This window comes from Halioglobus sp. HI00S01, from assembly GCF_001635445.1.
GTDB lineage: Bacteria > Pseudomonadota > Gammaproteobacteria > Pseudomonadales > Halieaceae > Halioglobus > Halioglobus japonicus.
In genome coordinates, this window is sequence record NZ_LWEE01000058.1 from 185,085 (window position 1) to 199,485 (window position 14,401).

Genomic DNA, 14,401 nt, shown 5'->3' on the forward strand with positions numbered 1-14,401 from the left:
CCTAGTAGGTGTAGCTCGACTGCAGACCCAGTGGCAGCCCCAGCGCCCAGTATGCCAGCAGGAAGGCTGTCCATAGAATGATGAATGTGATCGAGTAGGGCAACATGAGTGCAGTGACAGTGCCAATGCCGGCGCCCTTTAAATAGCGCTGGCAGTAGACCACGACCAGCGGGAAGTAGGGCATTAGCGGGGTAATAATGTTGGTGGTTGAGTCTCCCACGCGGTAGGCGGCTTGTGCCAGGTCGGGAGAGATGCCCAGCTCCATCAGCATCGGCACCAGAATCGGCGCCAGCAGCGCCCACTTGGCAGACGCCGATCCGATGAACAGATTGAGCAGACCTGTGAGCAGTACCACACCGGTTATCGTAAGGCCGGCGGGTAGCGCCAGCGCCTTGAGCAGGGCCGCGCCCTCCAGCGCCAGCAGAATACCTATATTGGATTGGGCGAACGAGTAGAGGAACTGGGCGATAAAGAACATGATGACCAGGTAATAAGCCATGCTGTTCATGGCCTTGGTCATGCCCTCGATGACATCCCGCGAAGAGGACACCGTGCCCGCGCGCACACCGTAGACAAGCGCCGGTACCAGGAAAAAGATAAAGATCAGTGGCACGATGGAGCCCATGAGCGGGGCACCGCGCTCGGTCAATGATCCTCCGGCGCCGCGCCAGGCAGAGCCTTCCGGCCATGCGGTGGCAATCAGCACCGCAATACACAGCCCCATCGACCATAATGCCGACCGCAGTCCGCTGCGCTCTGAGTCGGTGAGTGGATCCATGGAGGGCAACCCCTCCAGGTCACCATCCAGGGCCTGTCCCGCCAGTCGAGGCTCCACAATTCTGTCCGTGATAAACCAGCCCAGACCTATAATCACCAGCGAGGAGGTCGCGGTGAAGAAGAAGTTGTTCAGCGGATTCAGGGAGACTTCCGGGTCGAGAATCTGCGCCGCCGATTGACTAATGCCCTGCAGCATAGGGTCGATGGCCGATGGCACAAAGTTGGCTGAAAACCCGCCTGATACGCCGGCAAAGGCGGCGGCAATACCTGCTAGCGGGTGCCGGCCAGCCGCATAAAAAATAACGCCTCCCAGGGGTATAACCAGCACGTAGCCGGCGTCAGCCGCGGTGTGGCTGACAATGCCGACAAGAATAATCATAGGTGTGAGCAGGGCTTTACCGGTCACGCTCATCATGGCACGCAGCGCGCTGTTAATGAATCCGGTGTGCTCCGCGACACCAATACCCAGCATGGCCACAAGCACAACGCCTATGGGATGGAAATGCGCGAAGGTAGCGACCATGCTTGAGAAAAATGCGGTGAGGCTGGTGGGTGCCAGCTGATTAACAATGCGCAATGGTTCGCCACTTCGAGGGTCAGTGAGGCCGAAATCGATATAGCTCAGCCCCCAGGACAGCAGCCAGGTAATGAAGAGCAATCCCACGAAGAGCATGGTGGGGTCAGGTAATCGATTGCCGATGCGTTCAATAGCGCCAAGGATTCTGCCGTTGCCGGTTGTCATTATGTTCTCTCTGATGCAGGCCTGTGAGCCGCACTCTAGCACAGCTGGTCTACACTTGGAGCGAAGCAGCAGGAGTATCGAAATGTGTATTCTCCGTATGCTCGCGGCTTTGGCCCTGTGCTGTCAGTTGACCGGCGCAAGCAACAGCACTCGTTGAGTTGATTGAAGGTGCCATGCAGGTGGTGTCCAAGGAGCAGATCAGTCTCGCTCCGGATTGCGGAATGTGGTTACTGCCGCGGGAGTTTGCACTGGCCAAATTAAAGGCCATGTGTGAGGCCGCTAATCGACTGCATAGCAAGTACGCCTGATGTGACATGGCCCGCTATTGCCTGGCGGGCCTTTTTTCAGCCAGTCATGCCGGCTGTTTCTTTTCCCCTGGCCGGCCTCATGGTTTGGCCTCACCACTGCCCCGAATTGCCTGTCTGTTAAAAAGGCTGCCCGAAGACCTGCGTCCAGTAGTAGCGATAGCGGCTATTGGTGTTGGTGGACCGCGCGCTGCCGAACTCGGTGAAGCGAGAGGTCATCATGTTGGCGCAGTGACCATCGCTTTCCGCCCACTGTTGCATGGCGTCATTCACATCGCTGCGACCTGCGGCGAGGTTCTCGCCATAAGCGCGCCAGTTGTAACCCGTTGCGTCAATCCGGTTGCGCGCAGATGATCCATTTGAACCTGTGTGCGAGAAGAAATCGTTCTCTGCCATGTCGGTGGAATGGCCCACGGCCGCAGTCTTCAACTGACAGTTCCAGCGCAAGGAGCCTGCGGGCGGGAAGACACCTTCGGAGCCGCAGTCCTGGGTTTGGGCGCGGAAGGCGTTAACCGCATCCAGCATTTCCTGATCGAGTGCTGTGCGCTCGCAATCAACCGGCGCAGGATCGGGCTCCGGTGCCGGGTCCGGCTGCTGGTTGTTGTCGGTATCGTCACAGGCGTCGCCGGCGCCATCGCTGTCGCTGTCTTCCTGTCCGGGGTTGGAGGCATTCATGCAGTTGTCGTAGCGATCCTCTACGCCATCGTTATCTCTGTCGGTGAAGTCGTCACAGGAGTTACCAATGCCGTCGCCATCCGCATCCGCCTGGGCGGGATTGTAAACACTCGGGCAGTTGTCGCCGGCAATCGTGGCATAGCCCACCGGCCGGAGCACAGCAAAGGTGGTCACGTCGGCATCGCCAAAGCCGTCGTTATCGACATCGCGGTAGAACTCGCGTTCCTGGAAGCCTTCATCGATCTCGCCGTCACAGTTGTTGTCTGCGCTGTCGTACTGTTCCTGAGCGCCGGGGTATATGTCGTCGTTGTTGTCGTCGCAGTCACCGGGTTTGCTGACATAGCCGTCCTGGGGTTCGTCGACACTAACGGTGTCGGTATTGACACCATAACCGTCGCCGTCGACATCGCGATACAGTAGATCGGCCGGATCTACTGTTTCCAGGCCCTCGTCAATCAGGTCGTTACAGTTATTGTCGATACCATCGTCCAGCTCGTCGCGCCAGGGGTATACGGTTGGATTGGTGTCGTCGCAATCGCGATCATTCACCACATAACCCAGCGGCCGTTCGGTACTGGTCATCGTGTCAGCGGCGGAACCGAACTGGTCGCCATCGGCGTCCCTGAACCAGGTGCGGACTTTAGACTTGCGCTCAAAGTTGGCCCACAATTTGATTTCGGGTTCAACGCCCTCAATTTCTTCCTCGAGTGGCGAAACGGTTGCTTCACATACCGGCGTTACCGAGCGGCTGCAAATGCCCTGCCAGCGCACAAAGCGGTAGTCTTCTGCCGCCACTGCTGTGAAGGTGTCGGTCATTTCTTCGGTGATTTCAAAACTACAGCTTGGCTGATCACAACTATGCAGATGCGACGCAGATTCGATATGGCCTTTACCGTCGGTAGTAATGACCAGGCGACATCCGCCCAGGGCCAGCGCGAGTGATGTGTAGGCGACCAGGCGTGGGAGAGATTTTCTCATGTTGTGCAATTGCATAGTATTGGTCATTTTACGAGCGACGGCTTCCGCCGATTTAAGGTCATATGATCGGCACCTTCCACGAAAAACTTGAGAAAAGTCCAGATGGGCCGAGAAGTGAGAACTGGTTCGCAATGAGTGCGAGTCGGAAGGGTTTTAGCGAAGCTGGAAAACCGTTTAAAAAACAAACTTTTGCTGTACGATGGAGTAAAAAATTACAACACTTGCAGCAATAGCAAAGTGCGACGAGAGGCAGGGGCAGTATGCTTGAGACAGTCGAATCCGTTTCCAGGGAACCGAACGGTCCTTCATCTGAGGACATTCGGGTGGGAGTGCTGGTCGAGGTGACCGGCGAATCATTCAGCGCCAGGCTGGATACGGCGGGCACGGAAGCCGCGGCAGCGAAAGGCATGACCGTGGGGCAGGTAGGATCCTACCTGAAGATACGCAGTGCCACGCGCGATACGCTGGTCATGGTGGATCGCAGCTACCGGGTAACCGATAAGCAGGGACAACCGGTGCAAATGGTTCAGCTCAGTCCGCTGGGTGAGTTGCCGCACAGCGGTGGCTTCGAGCGCGGTGTCTCCCAGTATCCGGCCAGCGATGCCGATCTCTACACGATTCAGGAAGCAAACCTGGAAAACATCTTCAACACCAGCGAAGGTGCAGAATTTCATATAGGTCAATTAACCTCGTTTGATTCCATCGATGTGCACATGGACGCCTCGGCGTTTTTTGGACGTCACTCGGCCATTCTCGGCCAATCCGGCTCGGGCAAATCCTGGACAGTGACCAGCGTCATCCAGTCGGCCCTGCGTAGCATGCCCCAGGCCCATATCATCTTGCTGGATATGCACGGTGAATATTGCGACAAGGAAGTGAACGGTATCATCAGCAAGGCGCCGTTTCCGGCAGATCTCACCCGCAGCTTCCGCGCTGATGAATTGGAGTTTCCCTACTGGCTGCTATCTTTCTCGGAATTTTGCGAACTGGTCATCAACTCCGAGGATGAGCACGCCTCGGTACAGATGTCCTACTTGCGCTCGACGCTCACTCGTCTCAAGGAGGAAAGTAACGCTCACTTGGGTCTCGGACACATCACCGTAGACTCGCCACTGTACTACTCCATTAAAGAATTAATGGACAATATTAAGTCGGCAAATCGCGCCGCGACGGACTTCGGCAAGAAGAAATCGCCGCTCAACGGTAAATTTGACCAGGTGATGGTGCGCCTCGAAGGTCTGATGAACGACACGCGCTACGACTTCATGATGAAGCCGTCCAAGCGTAACGCCACAGAAAAGTTGCCGGATCTGATGCGCGATTTGGTGGGGCTCGGTAGCCCCAGTGCTTCGATTACCATCCTCGATCTCAGCTCCGTTCCATTTGATGTGGCACCGCTGGTCTGTGCTCAGATTGGCCGCCTGGCCTATGAGTTCAACTACTGGAATCCGCGCTGCACGGAGTTCCCGATTTTCCTCGTTTGCGAGGAAGCCCACGAGTACATTCCCCGCGAAGGTATGGCCAAGTTTAACGAGGCGCGCCGGGCTATGGAGCGTATTTCCAAGAATGGCCGGAAGTATGGGGTTGGCCTGTGTGTGGTCAGTCAGCGTCCAGCGGACGTATCCGAGACGGTCCTGGCCCAGTGCAGTTCCTTCCTGTGCCTGCGCATCTCCAACCCGGATGACCAGGCGTATGTGCGCGCCATGGTCCCTGATGCGGCTCGCGGTACGTTCTCAGCCCTGACGTCATTGTCCAAGGGTGAGGCGGTGATCCTGGGCGAGGCGGCCGCGATGCCGGTGCGGCTCAAGGTGCGCATGCCGGATCCGCCCCCCAATTCTGTCGACTTGGATTACGCCGGCAAATGGCGCGATGGTGGCCTGCCTATCGACGTCGATCAGATGGTCGCCAACTGGCACGCGCAGGAGCGTTAGCCACTGATCTGCTGGTCGGTTTGGCGGCGTATAGCTTGGAATAGAGGAGTCACGTCATGAGCAATCAGCCAATACACTCCAGGGAAGCTAACGCGGGTACCTTGCGCTCAATATTGCGCCTGGCTGCCATGCACCTGATTATGTTGATTTTGAGTCTGTTCCTGTTTGATCTCGCCGTCGTGCGCGAGGATTTCGACCTTGCCCCTCTGGTGATCATCGTGACTGGCCTGGTCGCGGGCTTCTTGGTGGTCAACCTCGCCCATGAGTGGTGTCATTACGTCGGCGCACGTGCAACTTCATCGCACTACAGCGTTCGCGACAAGCTGGGTATGTTCCTATTTGACTGGGATTTTGACGCTAACAGCACGCGACATTTTCTGGTCATGAGTATTGCAGGCAATGTCGGTGGTGCACTTGCTCTCATGGTGGTGGTGGCAACCGCGCCGGCACTGGATATCGCCAGGGCGTCCTACATCGCAGGCGCTGCCGCATCATTTGCACTCGGGGCGTTTATCGAGTGGCCAGTGATCATGCGCACCCTGCGCAGCGGCAACCCCTTTGCCGAGCTGAGCCGGTTGTCGCCAGTGGTGTTGGTGTCGTCACTGGTGGGCAGCGTTGCAGTTGGAGCGGTGGCCTGGCAGGTGGCCTAGGCCGTGAGCGCGAGACTGGCCGCCGTATGCGCGGTGAAATCACGGTGGTGACAACGAAGCTTTTTGGGGTTGGCAATAATGGCCAGTATGAGTGCGACCCCCGCCACGGGTACGACCAATGATGGCAAGTCTTCGTTGCCAAACATGGTGATGTTCACACAGGGACCGATGCCAAAGTAAAGCAGCAGTGACAGCGCGGAGAGTCTGCCCAGCCCCTGACTGTGCTCTAGAGAGCTCAGCTTTCGTTCACTCTCAGGCACGGGCAGTGACATGTCCGCAGCCCCCTAGTCACAGATTGCGCCTACGGTCGCCACCGCAAAGCCTGCGAAATTCCAATCTGCAATGCCGCGCAACCCCCAGCCAACCCACCAGAGTTGCAGGGCGTAGCTTAGTACACATCCCGCCCACACCGCAGTGGCCCAATGGAGCGTCACCTCTCTGTGCGCGCGAAACAGCATGCCCATGGTATGCAGCAGACGGGTAATGGCCAGGCCGAGAATAATGGATATGGCGATTGTAGCGGAGCAACCCCGCCCCTTCGCCATCGACCAGAATTTCTGGAGACTTGGTGCGCAGCGGCTTCTTTCCGGGGTTGGAGGCGGCTGGTCTATAGATGTAGACCACAGCGGTGCCCTGCGCCTAGGGTGGCTCGGGGCTGAAGTAGTCGCCCCGGGCTGGTGTGGCCAGCAGACTCAGTGAGAGGGCGAGGCCAAGCAGTACTCTGATCACGAATGACTTCCTGTTTATTTTTCTGTGCATATCCTACACGATACGCACCGTGGGGCGATCCAATAGCGCCCTGAATCGGAGAGTGCAACGTGAAAGTATCCTGGAAATCATCTATCGCCGTCTGCCTGTTGGCCGCTGCGGCTGCCATGCCTGCTGTGGCGGAGCTCAACCAGCTGACGGATGAAGAGCAGCAGCAAGGTTGGGAGCTGCTGTTTAACGACAGTGATATGAGCCAGTGGCGCAACTTCAAGCGCGATGACCTCAACCCTAAGTGGGTGGCAGAAAATGGTGTGATGAAGCTGACCGAGAAGGGCGGCGGCGACATCATCACCCGCAAGTCCTACCGCAATTTTGATTTGCGCCTTGAGTGGAAGATATCCGAGGGCGGCAATAGCGGCATTTTCATTCTGGTGGATGAAGCGGGCCGGAATATTTATTCCCGCGCGCCGGAAATTCAGATTCTCGACAACGAGCGTCACTCCGACAACAAAATCGATTCCCATCGCTCAGGTTCGCTGTACGACATGATTCCCTCTCACCCGTCCTCGCATAAACCGGCCGGTGAGTGGAACCAGGTGCGCATCCTGTTCGTCGATGGGTTCCTTCAGGTCTGGCAGAACGACGTGCAGACAGTCACCATCACCCTCGGTGACAGCGCCTGGAATACGCTGTTGGCGGCGAGCAAGTTTGGCAGCAGCCTGATGAGCTTTGTCAGCGATTTCGAAGGTTTTGGTGAGGGGCGGGAGGGCCATATCGGCCTGCAGGATCACAGTGATCCGGTAGCGTTCCGCAATCTCAAGATTCTCGCGCTCGATTGAGCGTAGTCAGGTAGCGACCAGGGGGTAAAGCATGGCCGGTTCACTACAGGATCAACTGCTCAAGGCAGGACTCACAGACGCCAAGAAAGCCAAACAAATGGCCAAGGAAAAGCGCAAGCAGACCCGGGTTGCCAAGAGCAGTGGTATCGACATTGTCGACGAAAACAAAGAGGCCGCGCGTCAGGCGCTGGCGGAGAAGGCCCAGCGTGATCGGGAGCTCAATGCGGCGCTGAATGAAAAGGCCCAGCGCAAGGCCATCAACGCCCAGATCAAGCAGCTGATCGAAACCAGCAAGCTGGAAAAGGGCAAGGGCGAGATCGGCTATAACTTCACCGATGGTAAGAAGGTTAAAAAGCTCTACGTCTCCGTCCTGGAGCAGAAGCAGCTGTCAGGCGGTGTGCTCGCCATTGCCAAGCAGGGCGACCAGTACGAAATCGTACCGCGCCCGGTGGCCGACAAAATCGCCGAACGCGATGCCGGCCGGGTGATTTTCAGTACCGAAGAGGCAGCGGCAGATCTCACCGAGGAAGAGAAGGACTGGTACAAGGACTACGAAGTCCCCGACGATCTTATGTGGTAATCGCCTGTTCCTCGCTAAGCTTTTCACGCACATTCATCAACACTTTCCCGTACATATTCTCACCGCGCCGGTCGCGGCCGCAGCCCCAGAAATAGTCGTAGTTGCTGCTTTCGATCAGGGTTTTGTCCCCGGTGGCCAACAGTGCCTCGGCGATATGGGGGTAAGTGCGACACTTGGTGTAAACGGCCCGGGTCATATACGTCACTTTGAGGTTGCGCCAGTCGCTGCGTCTTTTCTGCCAGCGGCTACGGCCTAATTTGCGCGCTCGTTTCGGATGGGCAGCCTGGCGAATTTTGTCCTGATAGTCCGGGTCGGCAAACTTCATGGCCTGGTAGTAGTGCTCTACCGAAGGCCACTCGCGTTCTTCCAGCGTGAAGCTGTGGTGGGAAAACGTGCCGAAATCGTTGGTCACATCGACGCGCGACAGATAGGTGGCATCGACGATGTCGGGTGGAAAAAGCGCGGCCATGGGGCTCTCAAATATTCTGCTGGGTTTCTGTGAAGGTATGCCACGCGAGGCGCAGCATACCAACGTCACCCTAGTGTATCAGAGCGTGGTCTCGGCAGTTGCCGCGCCGGCTTCTGCCGCCTGGCGCAATGCCTGCAATGTGGCGATCTCTGCTTCGCTGAGCGCCGGGTTATCTTCACAGCGAGGGTCTGTCTTCTGCAGAAGTACAATCATGTCACGGGTCAGGGGTATGGGATCACAGCCGTGGCCCTGCTCGCAGATCATGTCCCACTCGGGCTTGGCCTGGGCGTGGCAGGCCAGGCAGTTGCCACCAAAACGATTGACCACGTCGGCGTAGCCTCGCTTGCGAATCGATGTGCCTTCACTGGAGGTATCCAGTTCAAAGAATTCCCAGTCCTTGGTGGCGGGGCTGGTCCCTGGGCTGTGCTTGACCATGGCTTCGCCGGGCACTAGCTGCACCACTGAGCCGGGAGGGTATGCGGCGCCTTCAGGGGCATTAGCCGCGGCGAGGGTGGCATCGAGGTCGCCGCCCAGATTAGCGACGTAAAAGCCCCGCACCGGTGTCATCTCGCGAATGCAGTCGAAGCTGGCCTCGCTGACATCCAGTGCGGCTGCGTCGTCGGCGTGGCTATGAATGGCCCCGAATAATGGCAGAAACAGTAGCAGTGAGAGCAGGCGTGTGGTGATGTTCATAGCGATCTCCAGGGATGTCACGGTTTGCCGCAGATCGGTCTGGCCGTGATTGTGCAGTTTTTATTAAAAATAAAATTTTACGCGTGCTAAAATTGCGATGTCAAGCTGAGCATTGGAAGCACTATGGAAAACAGCCAAACCGCCCCCGGTCACGCCACGCGTCAGGCCAATAAGGCGCTTCGACGCGAGCGCATTCTAGCTAACGCCCGGGAGTTGATCGCAGGTAAGGGGTTTGATGCGTTTACGATTAACGAGCTGGCCAGTATCTCCGGCGTTTCGATCCCCACTGTGCACAACCTGTTTGGCAAAAAGAATGACATTGTTCTGGAGTTGTTTCGGGAGCTCGTCAATCGGATTGACGAGGCCCTGGCCCAGCCGGACCTGGTGGATCCGATTGAATCTCTGGAAGCGTTTATCGATAAACTGCTGGCCCTTTATCGCGAGGACGAAACGTTTTATCGCGCCGCCTTTCTGGGTGGCGAAAGGTTGGGCTTGTTTGAGCACGAGATGACCGATGGCATCTTCAACAAGTCATTGCGGGTGGCAGAGCGCCTGTGTGAGCGTGCGCGCGATCGTGGCCACTTGCTGGGGCGTATCGATAGTCACTGGCTGGCGCAGCAGGTGTTCGGTGCCCAGCGTCTGGCCCGTCAGGACTGGGTTAACGGCTACATTAACCTGGTCCAGTATCGCCGCCAGGCGCTGGTGGGCATGTTGCTGGCCTTTGCCGCAGACGCTTCACCGCAGCTGCACGGGCAGATCTGCGCGCGCTTGGAGCACCTGACCGGTTAACCTAGCGTTTGCAGCCAACAATTCTGGCTTCAGGGGACAGTGAATCACCGGCCCCGTTTGCTTATAGTGCAGTATCCATCTCGCAAACAGGACGCTGTTATGAGTACCAATAAGTGGATTGCGCTGGCGGTGTACGCTGGCCTGGCTATTTATGGCATTGGCTTCGCCTCGCCTGAGGCGACGAAAATCGTCATGTATATTTTCATTGCCCTACCGATTATTCATGTTCTGGAGTTTCTGTTAGTACTCAAGGTCCTGAAATCAGCGGGCGGGTCCATGGGTGGGCACTTTCTGCAGACACTGATCTTTGGCTACTTGCATTGGCTGCCCATCTGGAAGACAACTCGCCAGTGAGTCAGGGCACCAGTTCAGCATTCACGGCGTAGCAGGTACCGTCGCTGGCGGGTAAACCGCGGTGGTTACCGGTGCCAATACGGGCCTTGGTTTTGAAGCAGCAAAAGTTCCGGGGCAGCGGTGCATGTGGCCAGGCTAAACGGCGCGGGTCAGATGTGTCAGGAGATGGCTTCCGCGCAGTTGCAAAGCCTGGCTCTTCCACAGCACCGAGTCAGCCAAGCCATTGAGTTGCTTCACACAGAGCGACGCTCCTAACCTTAGCCCGGACGGTGCGCGTCGCCTAAGCGACCTTGCGTTAACCAATGAGGATCTTCTGTTAGCGATCCAATGGCTGAATTCGAGAGGCTGTTCACTTTCTGAACCGTGTTTTTGATCGGATGTGGACCGGGACCCGACTTGCCGGGCGTGCGGCTTCTGAGCCTCTCTTTCAGCAATAACGGTTCGGGCTGGCCTCCCGCCCGACCCACCACCTCAGGCGAGCGGTGAGTTTTGCATGCTTCGCCTGGTCGCATGTGTCATCGCTTGTGTGGCAAAGCGGGGGTGTTCTGCCCCTTGCTCTCAAGATGAGCCAGGATCCGGTCGATGACGTCCTGATCCTCTATACAACGGTTCGACGCCTCGACGATGACTTTGACGGATCCACCGCAGCGACTGCAGGCTTCGATGTCGATATTGCATACGCGCTTGAATCGCTGGGCTCAGGTCATAGCCGCATGATGCTCGACCGGTGTCTTTACTTCCGCATTTGCGCCCGTCTTAAGTGCCTCGCCACGTCCGGCCGGAGTGACTTCTACGCGCCATCGGTGGTTCTGTGCGAGGACCCCGTGATAGCGGGTGAGATTGCTTCTTGGTTTAGGCGCAAGAGCAGCCAAACGCTTGATGAATGCTACCTGCGTGGCGCCATCTCGGTAGAGCGTCTGCATTGACCATCGCCCTGCCCGGGAGCTGCCGCGTTATCGCGCCAATCTTCGCAGCCTCTACGCCCTGATCCTCTACTTGACGGCCTGACTGGCGACTCAACTACTGCGCTGGCAGCAGGGCCTCAATCGCACTGAGGAGTTCGTCGCCGTCGGGTGAGGTGTTGCTGCCAAACTTCTGCACCACATTGCCATCGGCATCGACCAGGTACTTGTTAAAATTCCAGCTCGGCTCGTCCGATTGGCTGGCCAGGGCCTTGAATACCGGGTTGGCCTCATCGCCCTTAACATGGCTGGGCGCAATCATCGTGAAGGTGACGCCGTAGTTGACGTAGCAGACTTCCGCCGCCTTTTCTTCATCCTTGGCTTCCTGCCGAAAATCGTTGCTGGCAAAACCCACCACCGCAAGGCCGCGGTCCCTGTATTTCTGGTTCAGTGCCTCCAGCCCCTTAAACTGCTTCGTATAGCCACAGTGGCTGGCGGTATTGATCACCAACATGGGGCCACCTGCCTGCACCTCACAGAGGTTCACGGTGTCCTGGGAATGCAGCTTGCGCAACTCCTGGTCCAGGTAGTCGGGGCAGGTGGCGAAAGTCACGGAAGGCAACAGACTGAAAGCCATGGCGGCGAGAACAGGTTTCATAAGCACTCCATCAGCTGGGTTTGAGGTCGTTAGCGTATGATACAGAAGTACGCCCCGGCCGGAGTTTTGGTTTACCCTGTTTGCCGACTCAGCATGTAGACATGGATAAAGATGCAAGCTCGGGAAGTTTCCGTTGAACAGGCTATCGATGATGCCCCGGACGCCTGCAAGCGGCTGTGCTCGCTGGCGGCGCAGCATCGCCAGAACCACCGTGAGGTGAATTGCCACGATACCCGGCGACACTGGCAGGCCTCGGCCGGCACGTACTGCTACCAGACTCACATAGCCATCGAAGGGCAGCCGCACACACGCCTGGATTGGCTCGCCGGGGTTTTCTACAACCAGGCGTCACTGCCGGCACACGCCTGGTATCCCCAGTTTCTCGGCGGCAAGGTACAAGCGCTTGCGGCGCCACCGGCAACCGGTATCGAGCAGCATCAACTGGCCTGGGGACGCTTTGATCTAGGGCTGCCGACGCCGCGCTACTACCGGCAACTTCTGTCACTGGCCCAACCGCAGGACGATACCTGGGTCATTGTGGCCCGCTCGGTTACGACGGGCCCTGAACTGCCACAGGCTGCAAAGCTGGCCTACACGCCAGATCCGAATGGCGAAGTACTGCACTTTGAAAACGGCAGGCTGCACTGGCACCACATTTGCTGTACGCCCGGCGCCGGAATGCTGCCGGGTCGTCTGGATCGCTGGTTGATTAATGCTATGCGCCGCACCGGGCTCGATTGCGCCGAGCGCAAGACCTACCGCGACGAAGCGCTTAAGTTACGAGATTGGCTGGACACCCAGCCGGTGGAACTACCGGGCTGATCAGGCCGGGGGCGTTGCGGCGGGACCAACGATGGACATGGCCTTCTTGTAGGCCGGCCGCGCGCAGATTCGCTCTACGTAGGCTTTGGTATTGGGCAGTGACTCGTCGACTGGCCTGGCCCCCAACATCTCCAGCGAGGTGAGATTGAACATGGCCATGATATCCGCACAGCTGAAACGCGCAGCCCCCAAGTACTCGGACTCGCCAAGACGCTGCTCCAGGTAGTCGTACAGGCCCTGTTCGCGACGCAGCATCACATCCACTATCTGCCCTTCGGCCGCCAGGTCGCCACCGCCGGCCTGGTAGGCCATCTTCATAAACAAGACTGACTGGAAATTGTTGTTGAAGTTCATCCAGTACAGGTAATTGGGATAGTCCTGGTCTTCTACAGCAACCGATAGTTTGCCTTCACCGTAACGCTGTGAAATGTACTCAACAATCGCCGTGGACTCTGCCATCACCAGGTCGCCGTCAGTAATAATCGGGGCGGTTCCCAGGGGATGCAGGGCGCGAAATTCTGCTGGCGCCAGAAAATCCTCGCCACGGTTATACCACTTCAGCTCGTAGTGCAGGCCCAGTTCTTCCATGAGCCAGACCACACGGTCCGATTGGGATACCCCCAGGTGATGAATGGTTAGCATGCTATTCTCCTTATGGTGATTGCTTTAAGCCAGTCAGACATGATGCCTGAACGCAGGGTTCGTCCGTTCAGCCCACACTCAGGCGCCAAGCCCCACCCACGGTGCGCTGGCCACGAGCCCAGGGCCTATCATCTTACCCGGTACAGGACCAGCAGCAAGCATCGAACTAGCCAGTAGATGAGGCATGGCATCCGTGTCGTATGCAGGCTCCAGTCCCAGCCAGGCGCTCTCGGTGTCCTGTCCCAGCAAGCCCTGACGCTCCAGACAGCGACTTATCCGTTGGCTGATAAGCTGAACCAGGTCCTCGAGTTCGCTTTTATCCGGCGCTTTGAGTGGTTGAAATCGGGGTGATCGATCGCCGCGATACACGTAGACGCCATCGATTGGCATGTGAAGTGGCGCTCGATGCGAGGAGTGCAAAGTCTCGGTGAGGCGCTGGGCTATCGTTTTGGTCCGCCGGACTGGCAGCCTGCGCGGCTGCGCGAGGCGCCACCTGCAACGCCCGAGAGAGCCTAGTCTTCGTCTGGCTCGGCAGGGTACTGAAAGAGCGAGTCGTTGATCGAGTGCCAGGGCGCCTTCGAATCAACGAAGATGTGGTAGCCCTCCGGAAGCGCGGGATCTCCCTCAATTGTGCCCATAGCGAGATACAGTTCGTCTGGCTCTGCCTGTAATTCCACCAGAATGTTTGAGCCACAATGGCCGCAAAACACTCTGCCGTGGGTGGGTGAAGAGGCATAACATTTCAGGTCCGACTCGCCGCTGTCGTAAGAGAAGTCAGCACGGCGGACACCAGCAAAACTGGCGAACGCGGCACCGTGCAGACGGCGGCACTGGCTGCAATGGCAGTGACTGAAATCGCGGATATCGCCATCGATTCGGTATTGCAC

18 protein-coding genes and 1 pseudogene are annotated in these 14,401 nt (G+C 57.7%); 8 read left to right on the forward strand and 11 right to left on the reverse strand.

The window, feature by feature from the left end; translation table 11 throughout:
- Position 1: 1 nt before the first annotated feature.
- Complete coding sequence (locus A3709_RS09210) at positions 2-1,519, reverse strand: AbgT family transporter (protein ID WP_066053390.1); 1,518 nt, start codon at positions 1,517-1,519, stop codon at positions 2-4.
- 158 nt (positions 1,520-1,677) lie between these two features.
- On the opposite strand from A3709_RS09210, the gene A3709_RS24985 reads away from it, so the two are divergent.
- Positions 1,678-1,827, forward strand: a complete 150-nt coding sequence (locus A3709_RS24985) for a hypothetical protein (protein ID WP_156507640.1) — start codon at positions 1,678-1,680, stop codon at positions 1,825-1,827.
- Positions 1,828-1,944: 117 nt separating this feature from the next.
- Here A3709_RS24985 and A3709_RS22565 read toward each other — a convergent pair whose 3' ends face one another.
- Positions 1,945-3,477 (reverse strand): CAP domain-containing protein, encoded by a 1,533-nt coding sequence (locus A3709_RS22565; protein WP_197484137.1) that lies wholly within the window; start codon positions 3,475-3,477, stop codon positions 1,945-1,947.
- Positions 3,478-3,737: 260 nt separating this feature from the next.
- Between A3709_RS22565 and A3709_RS09220 the strand changes: the two genes are divergently transcribed.
- Together A3709_RS09220 and A3709_RS09225 are read left to right on the forward strand one after the other, a co-directional pair.
- The gene (locus tag A3709_RS09220; RefSeq protein WP_066053392.1) at positions 3,738-5,408 is read left to right on the forward strand and encodes an ATP-binding protein; all 1,671 of its coding nucleotides are present in this window, start codon (positions 3,738-3,740) and stop codon (positions 5,406-5,408) included.
- Between the two features lie 56 nt (positions 5,409-5,464).
- Complete coding sequence (locus A3709_RS09225) at positions 5,465-6,058, forward strand: hypothetical protein (protein ID WP_066053394.1); 594 nt, start codon at positions 5,465-5,467, stop codon at positions 6,056-6,058.
- Here the strand turns inward: A3709_RS09225 and A3709_RS23645 are convergent.
- Positions 6,055-6,330 (reverse strand): hypothetical protein, encoded by a 276-nt coding sequence (locus A3709_RS23645; RefSeq protein WP_066053397.1) that lies wholly within the window; start codon positions 6,328-6,330, stop codon positions 6,055-6,057. The genes A3709_RS09225 and A3709_RS23645 overlap by 4 nt on opposite strands.
- A 12-nt stretch (positions 6,331-6,342) precedes the next feature.
- The gene (locus A3709_RS22570; protein ID WP_066053401.1) at positions 6,343-6,603 is read right to left on the reverse strand and encodes a hypothetical protein; all 261 of its coding nucleotides are present in this window, start codon (positions 6,601-6,603) and stop codon (positions 6,343-6,345) included.
- Positions 6,604-6,876: 273 nt separating this feature from the next.
- Here A3709_RS22570 and A3709_RS09240 point away from each other — a divergent pair, with 273 nt between their 5' ends.
- Positions 6,877-7,605 carry a DUF1080 domain-containing protein gene (locus A3709_RS09240; protein WP_231871157.1) on the forward strand — a complete coding sequence of 243 codons (729 nt, stop codon included), beginning with the start codon at positions 6,877-6,879 and terminating at the stop codon, positions 7,603-7,605.
- A 31-nt stretch (positions 7,606-7,636) separates the two neighbouring features.
- Entirely contained in the window at positions 7,637-8,185 is a 549-nt protein-coding gene (locus tag A3709_RS09245) for a DUF2058 domain-containing protein (RefSeq protein ID WP_066053404.1), read from the forward strand.
- Here A3709_RS09245 and A3709_RS09250 read toward each other — a convergent pair.
- Positions 8,175-8,654, reverse strand: a complete 480-nt coding sequence (locus A3709_RS09250; RefSeq protein ID WP_066053407.1) for an NADAR family protein — start codon at positions 8,652-8,654, stop codon at positions 8,175-8,177. The two genes, A3709_RS09245 and A3709_RS09250, sit on opposite strands and share 11 nt — an antisense overlap.
- Before the next feature lie 78 nt (positions 8,655-8,732).
- Positions 8,733-9,347, reverse strand: coding sequence for a hypothetical protein (locus A3709_RS09255; RefSeq protein ID WP_066053409.1), 615 nt, complete (start codon positions 9,345-9,347; stop codon positions 8,733-8,735).
- A gap of 123 nt (positions 9,348-9,470) precedes the next feature.
- Between A3709_RS09255 and A3709_RS09260 the strand changes: the two genes are divergently transcribed.
- Both A3709_RS09260 and A3709_RS09265 read left to right on the forward strand, forming a co-directional pair.
- Positions 9,471-10,136, forward strand: coding sequence for a TetR/AcrR family transcriptional regulator (locus A3709_RS09260; protein WP_066053412.1), 666 nt, complete (start codon positions 9,471-9,473; stop codon positions 10,134-10,136).
- Positions 10,137-10,235: 99 nt separating this feature from the next.
- Entirely contained in the window at positions 10,236-10,490 is a 255-nt protein-coding gene (locus A3709_RS09265; RefSeq protein ID WP_066053415.1) for a hypothetical protein, read from the forward strand.
- A gap of 551 nt (positions 10,491-11,041) precedes the next feature.
- Here A3709_RS09265 and A3709_RS24515 read toward each other — a convergent pair.
- Positions 11,042-11,422, reverse strand: a pseudogene (locus A3709_RS24515) (IS91 family transposase); the annotation flags it as partial.
- An 88-nt stretch (positions 11,423-11,510) separates the two neighbouring features.
- A complete protein-coding gene (locus A3709_RS09275; RefSeq protein WP_066053420.1) occupies positions 11,511-12,050 on the reverse strand; it encodes a glutathione peroxidase in 540 nt (179 codons plus the stop codon).
- Between the two features lie 111 nt (positions 12,051-12,161).
- Here A3709_RS09275 and A3709_RS09280 point away from each other — a divergent pair, with 111 nt between their 5' ends.
- Complete coding sequence (locus tag A3709_RS09280) at positions 12,162-12,872, forward strand: hypothetical protein (protein WP_066053423.1); 711 nt, start codon at positions 12,162-12,164, stop codon at positions 12,870-12,872.
- On the opposite strand, the gene A3709_RS09285 is transcribed toward A3709_RS09280, so the two are convergent.
- From A3709_RS09285 to A3709_RS09295, 3 genes are all read right to left on the reverse strand, one after another.
- Entirely contained in the window at positions 12,873-13,514 is a 642-nt protein-coding gene (locus A3709_RS09285; RefSeq protein WP_066053428.1) for a glutathione S-transferase family protein, read from the reverse strand. It abuts the gene before it with no gap.
- 78 nt (positions 13,515-13,592) lie between these two features.
- A complete protein-coding gene (locus A3709_RS09290; RefSeq protein ID WP_066053431.1) occupies positions 13,593-13,904 on the reverse strand; it encodes a hypothetical protein in 312 nt (103 codons plus the stop codon).
- Between the two features lie 122 nt (positions 13,905-14,026).
- Positions 14,027-14,401: a GFA family protein gene (locus tag A3709_RS09295; RefSeq protein WP_197484138.1), complete on the reverse strand. Its 375-nt coding sequence runs from the start codon at positions 14,399-14,401 to the stop codon at positions 14,027-14,029.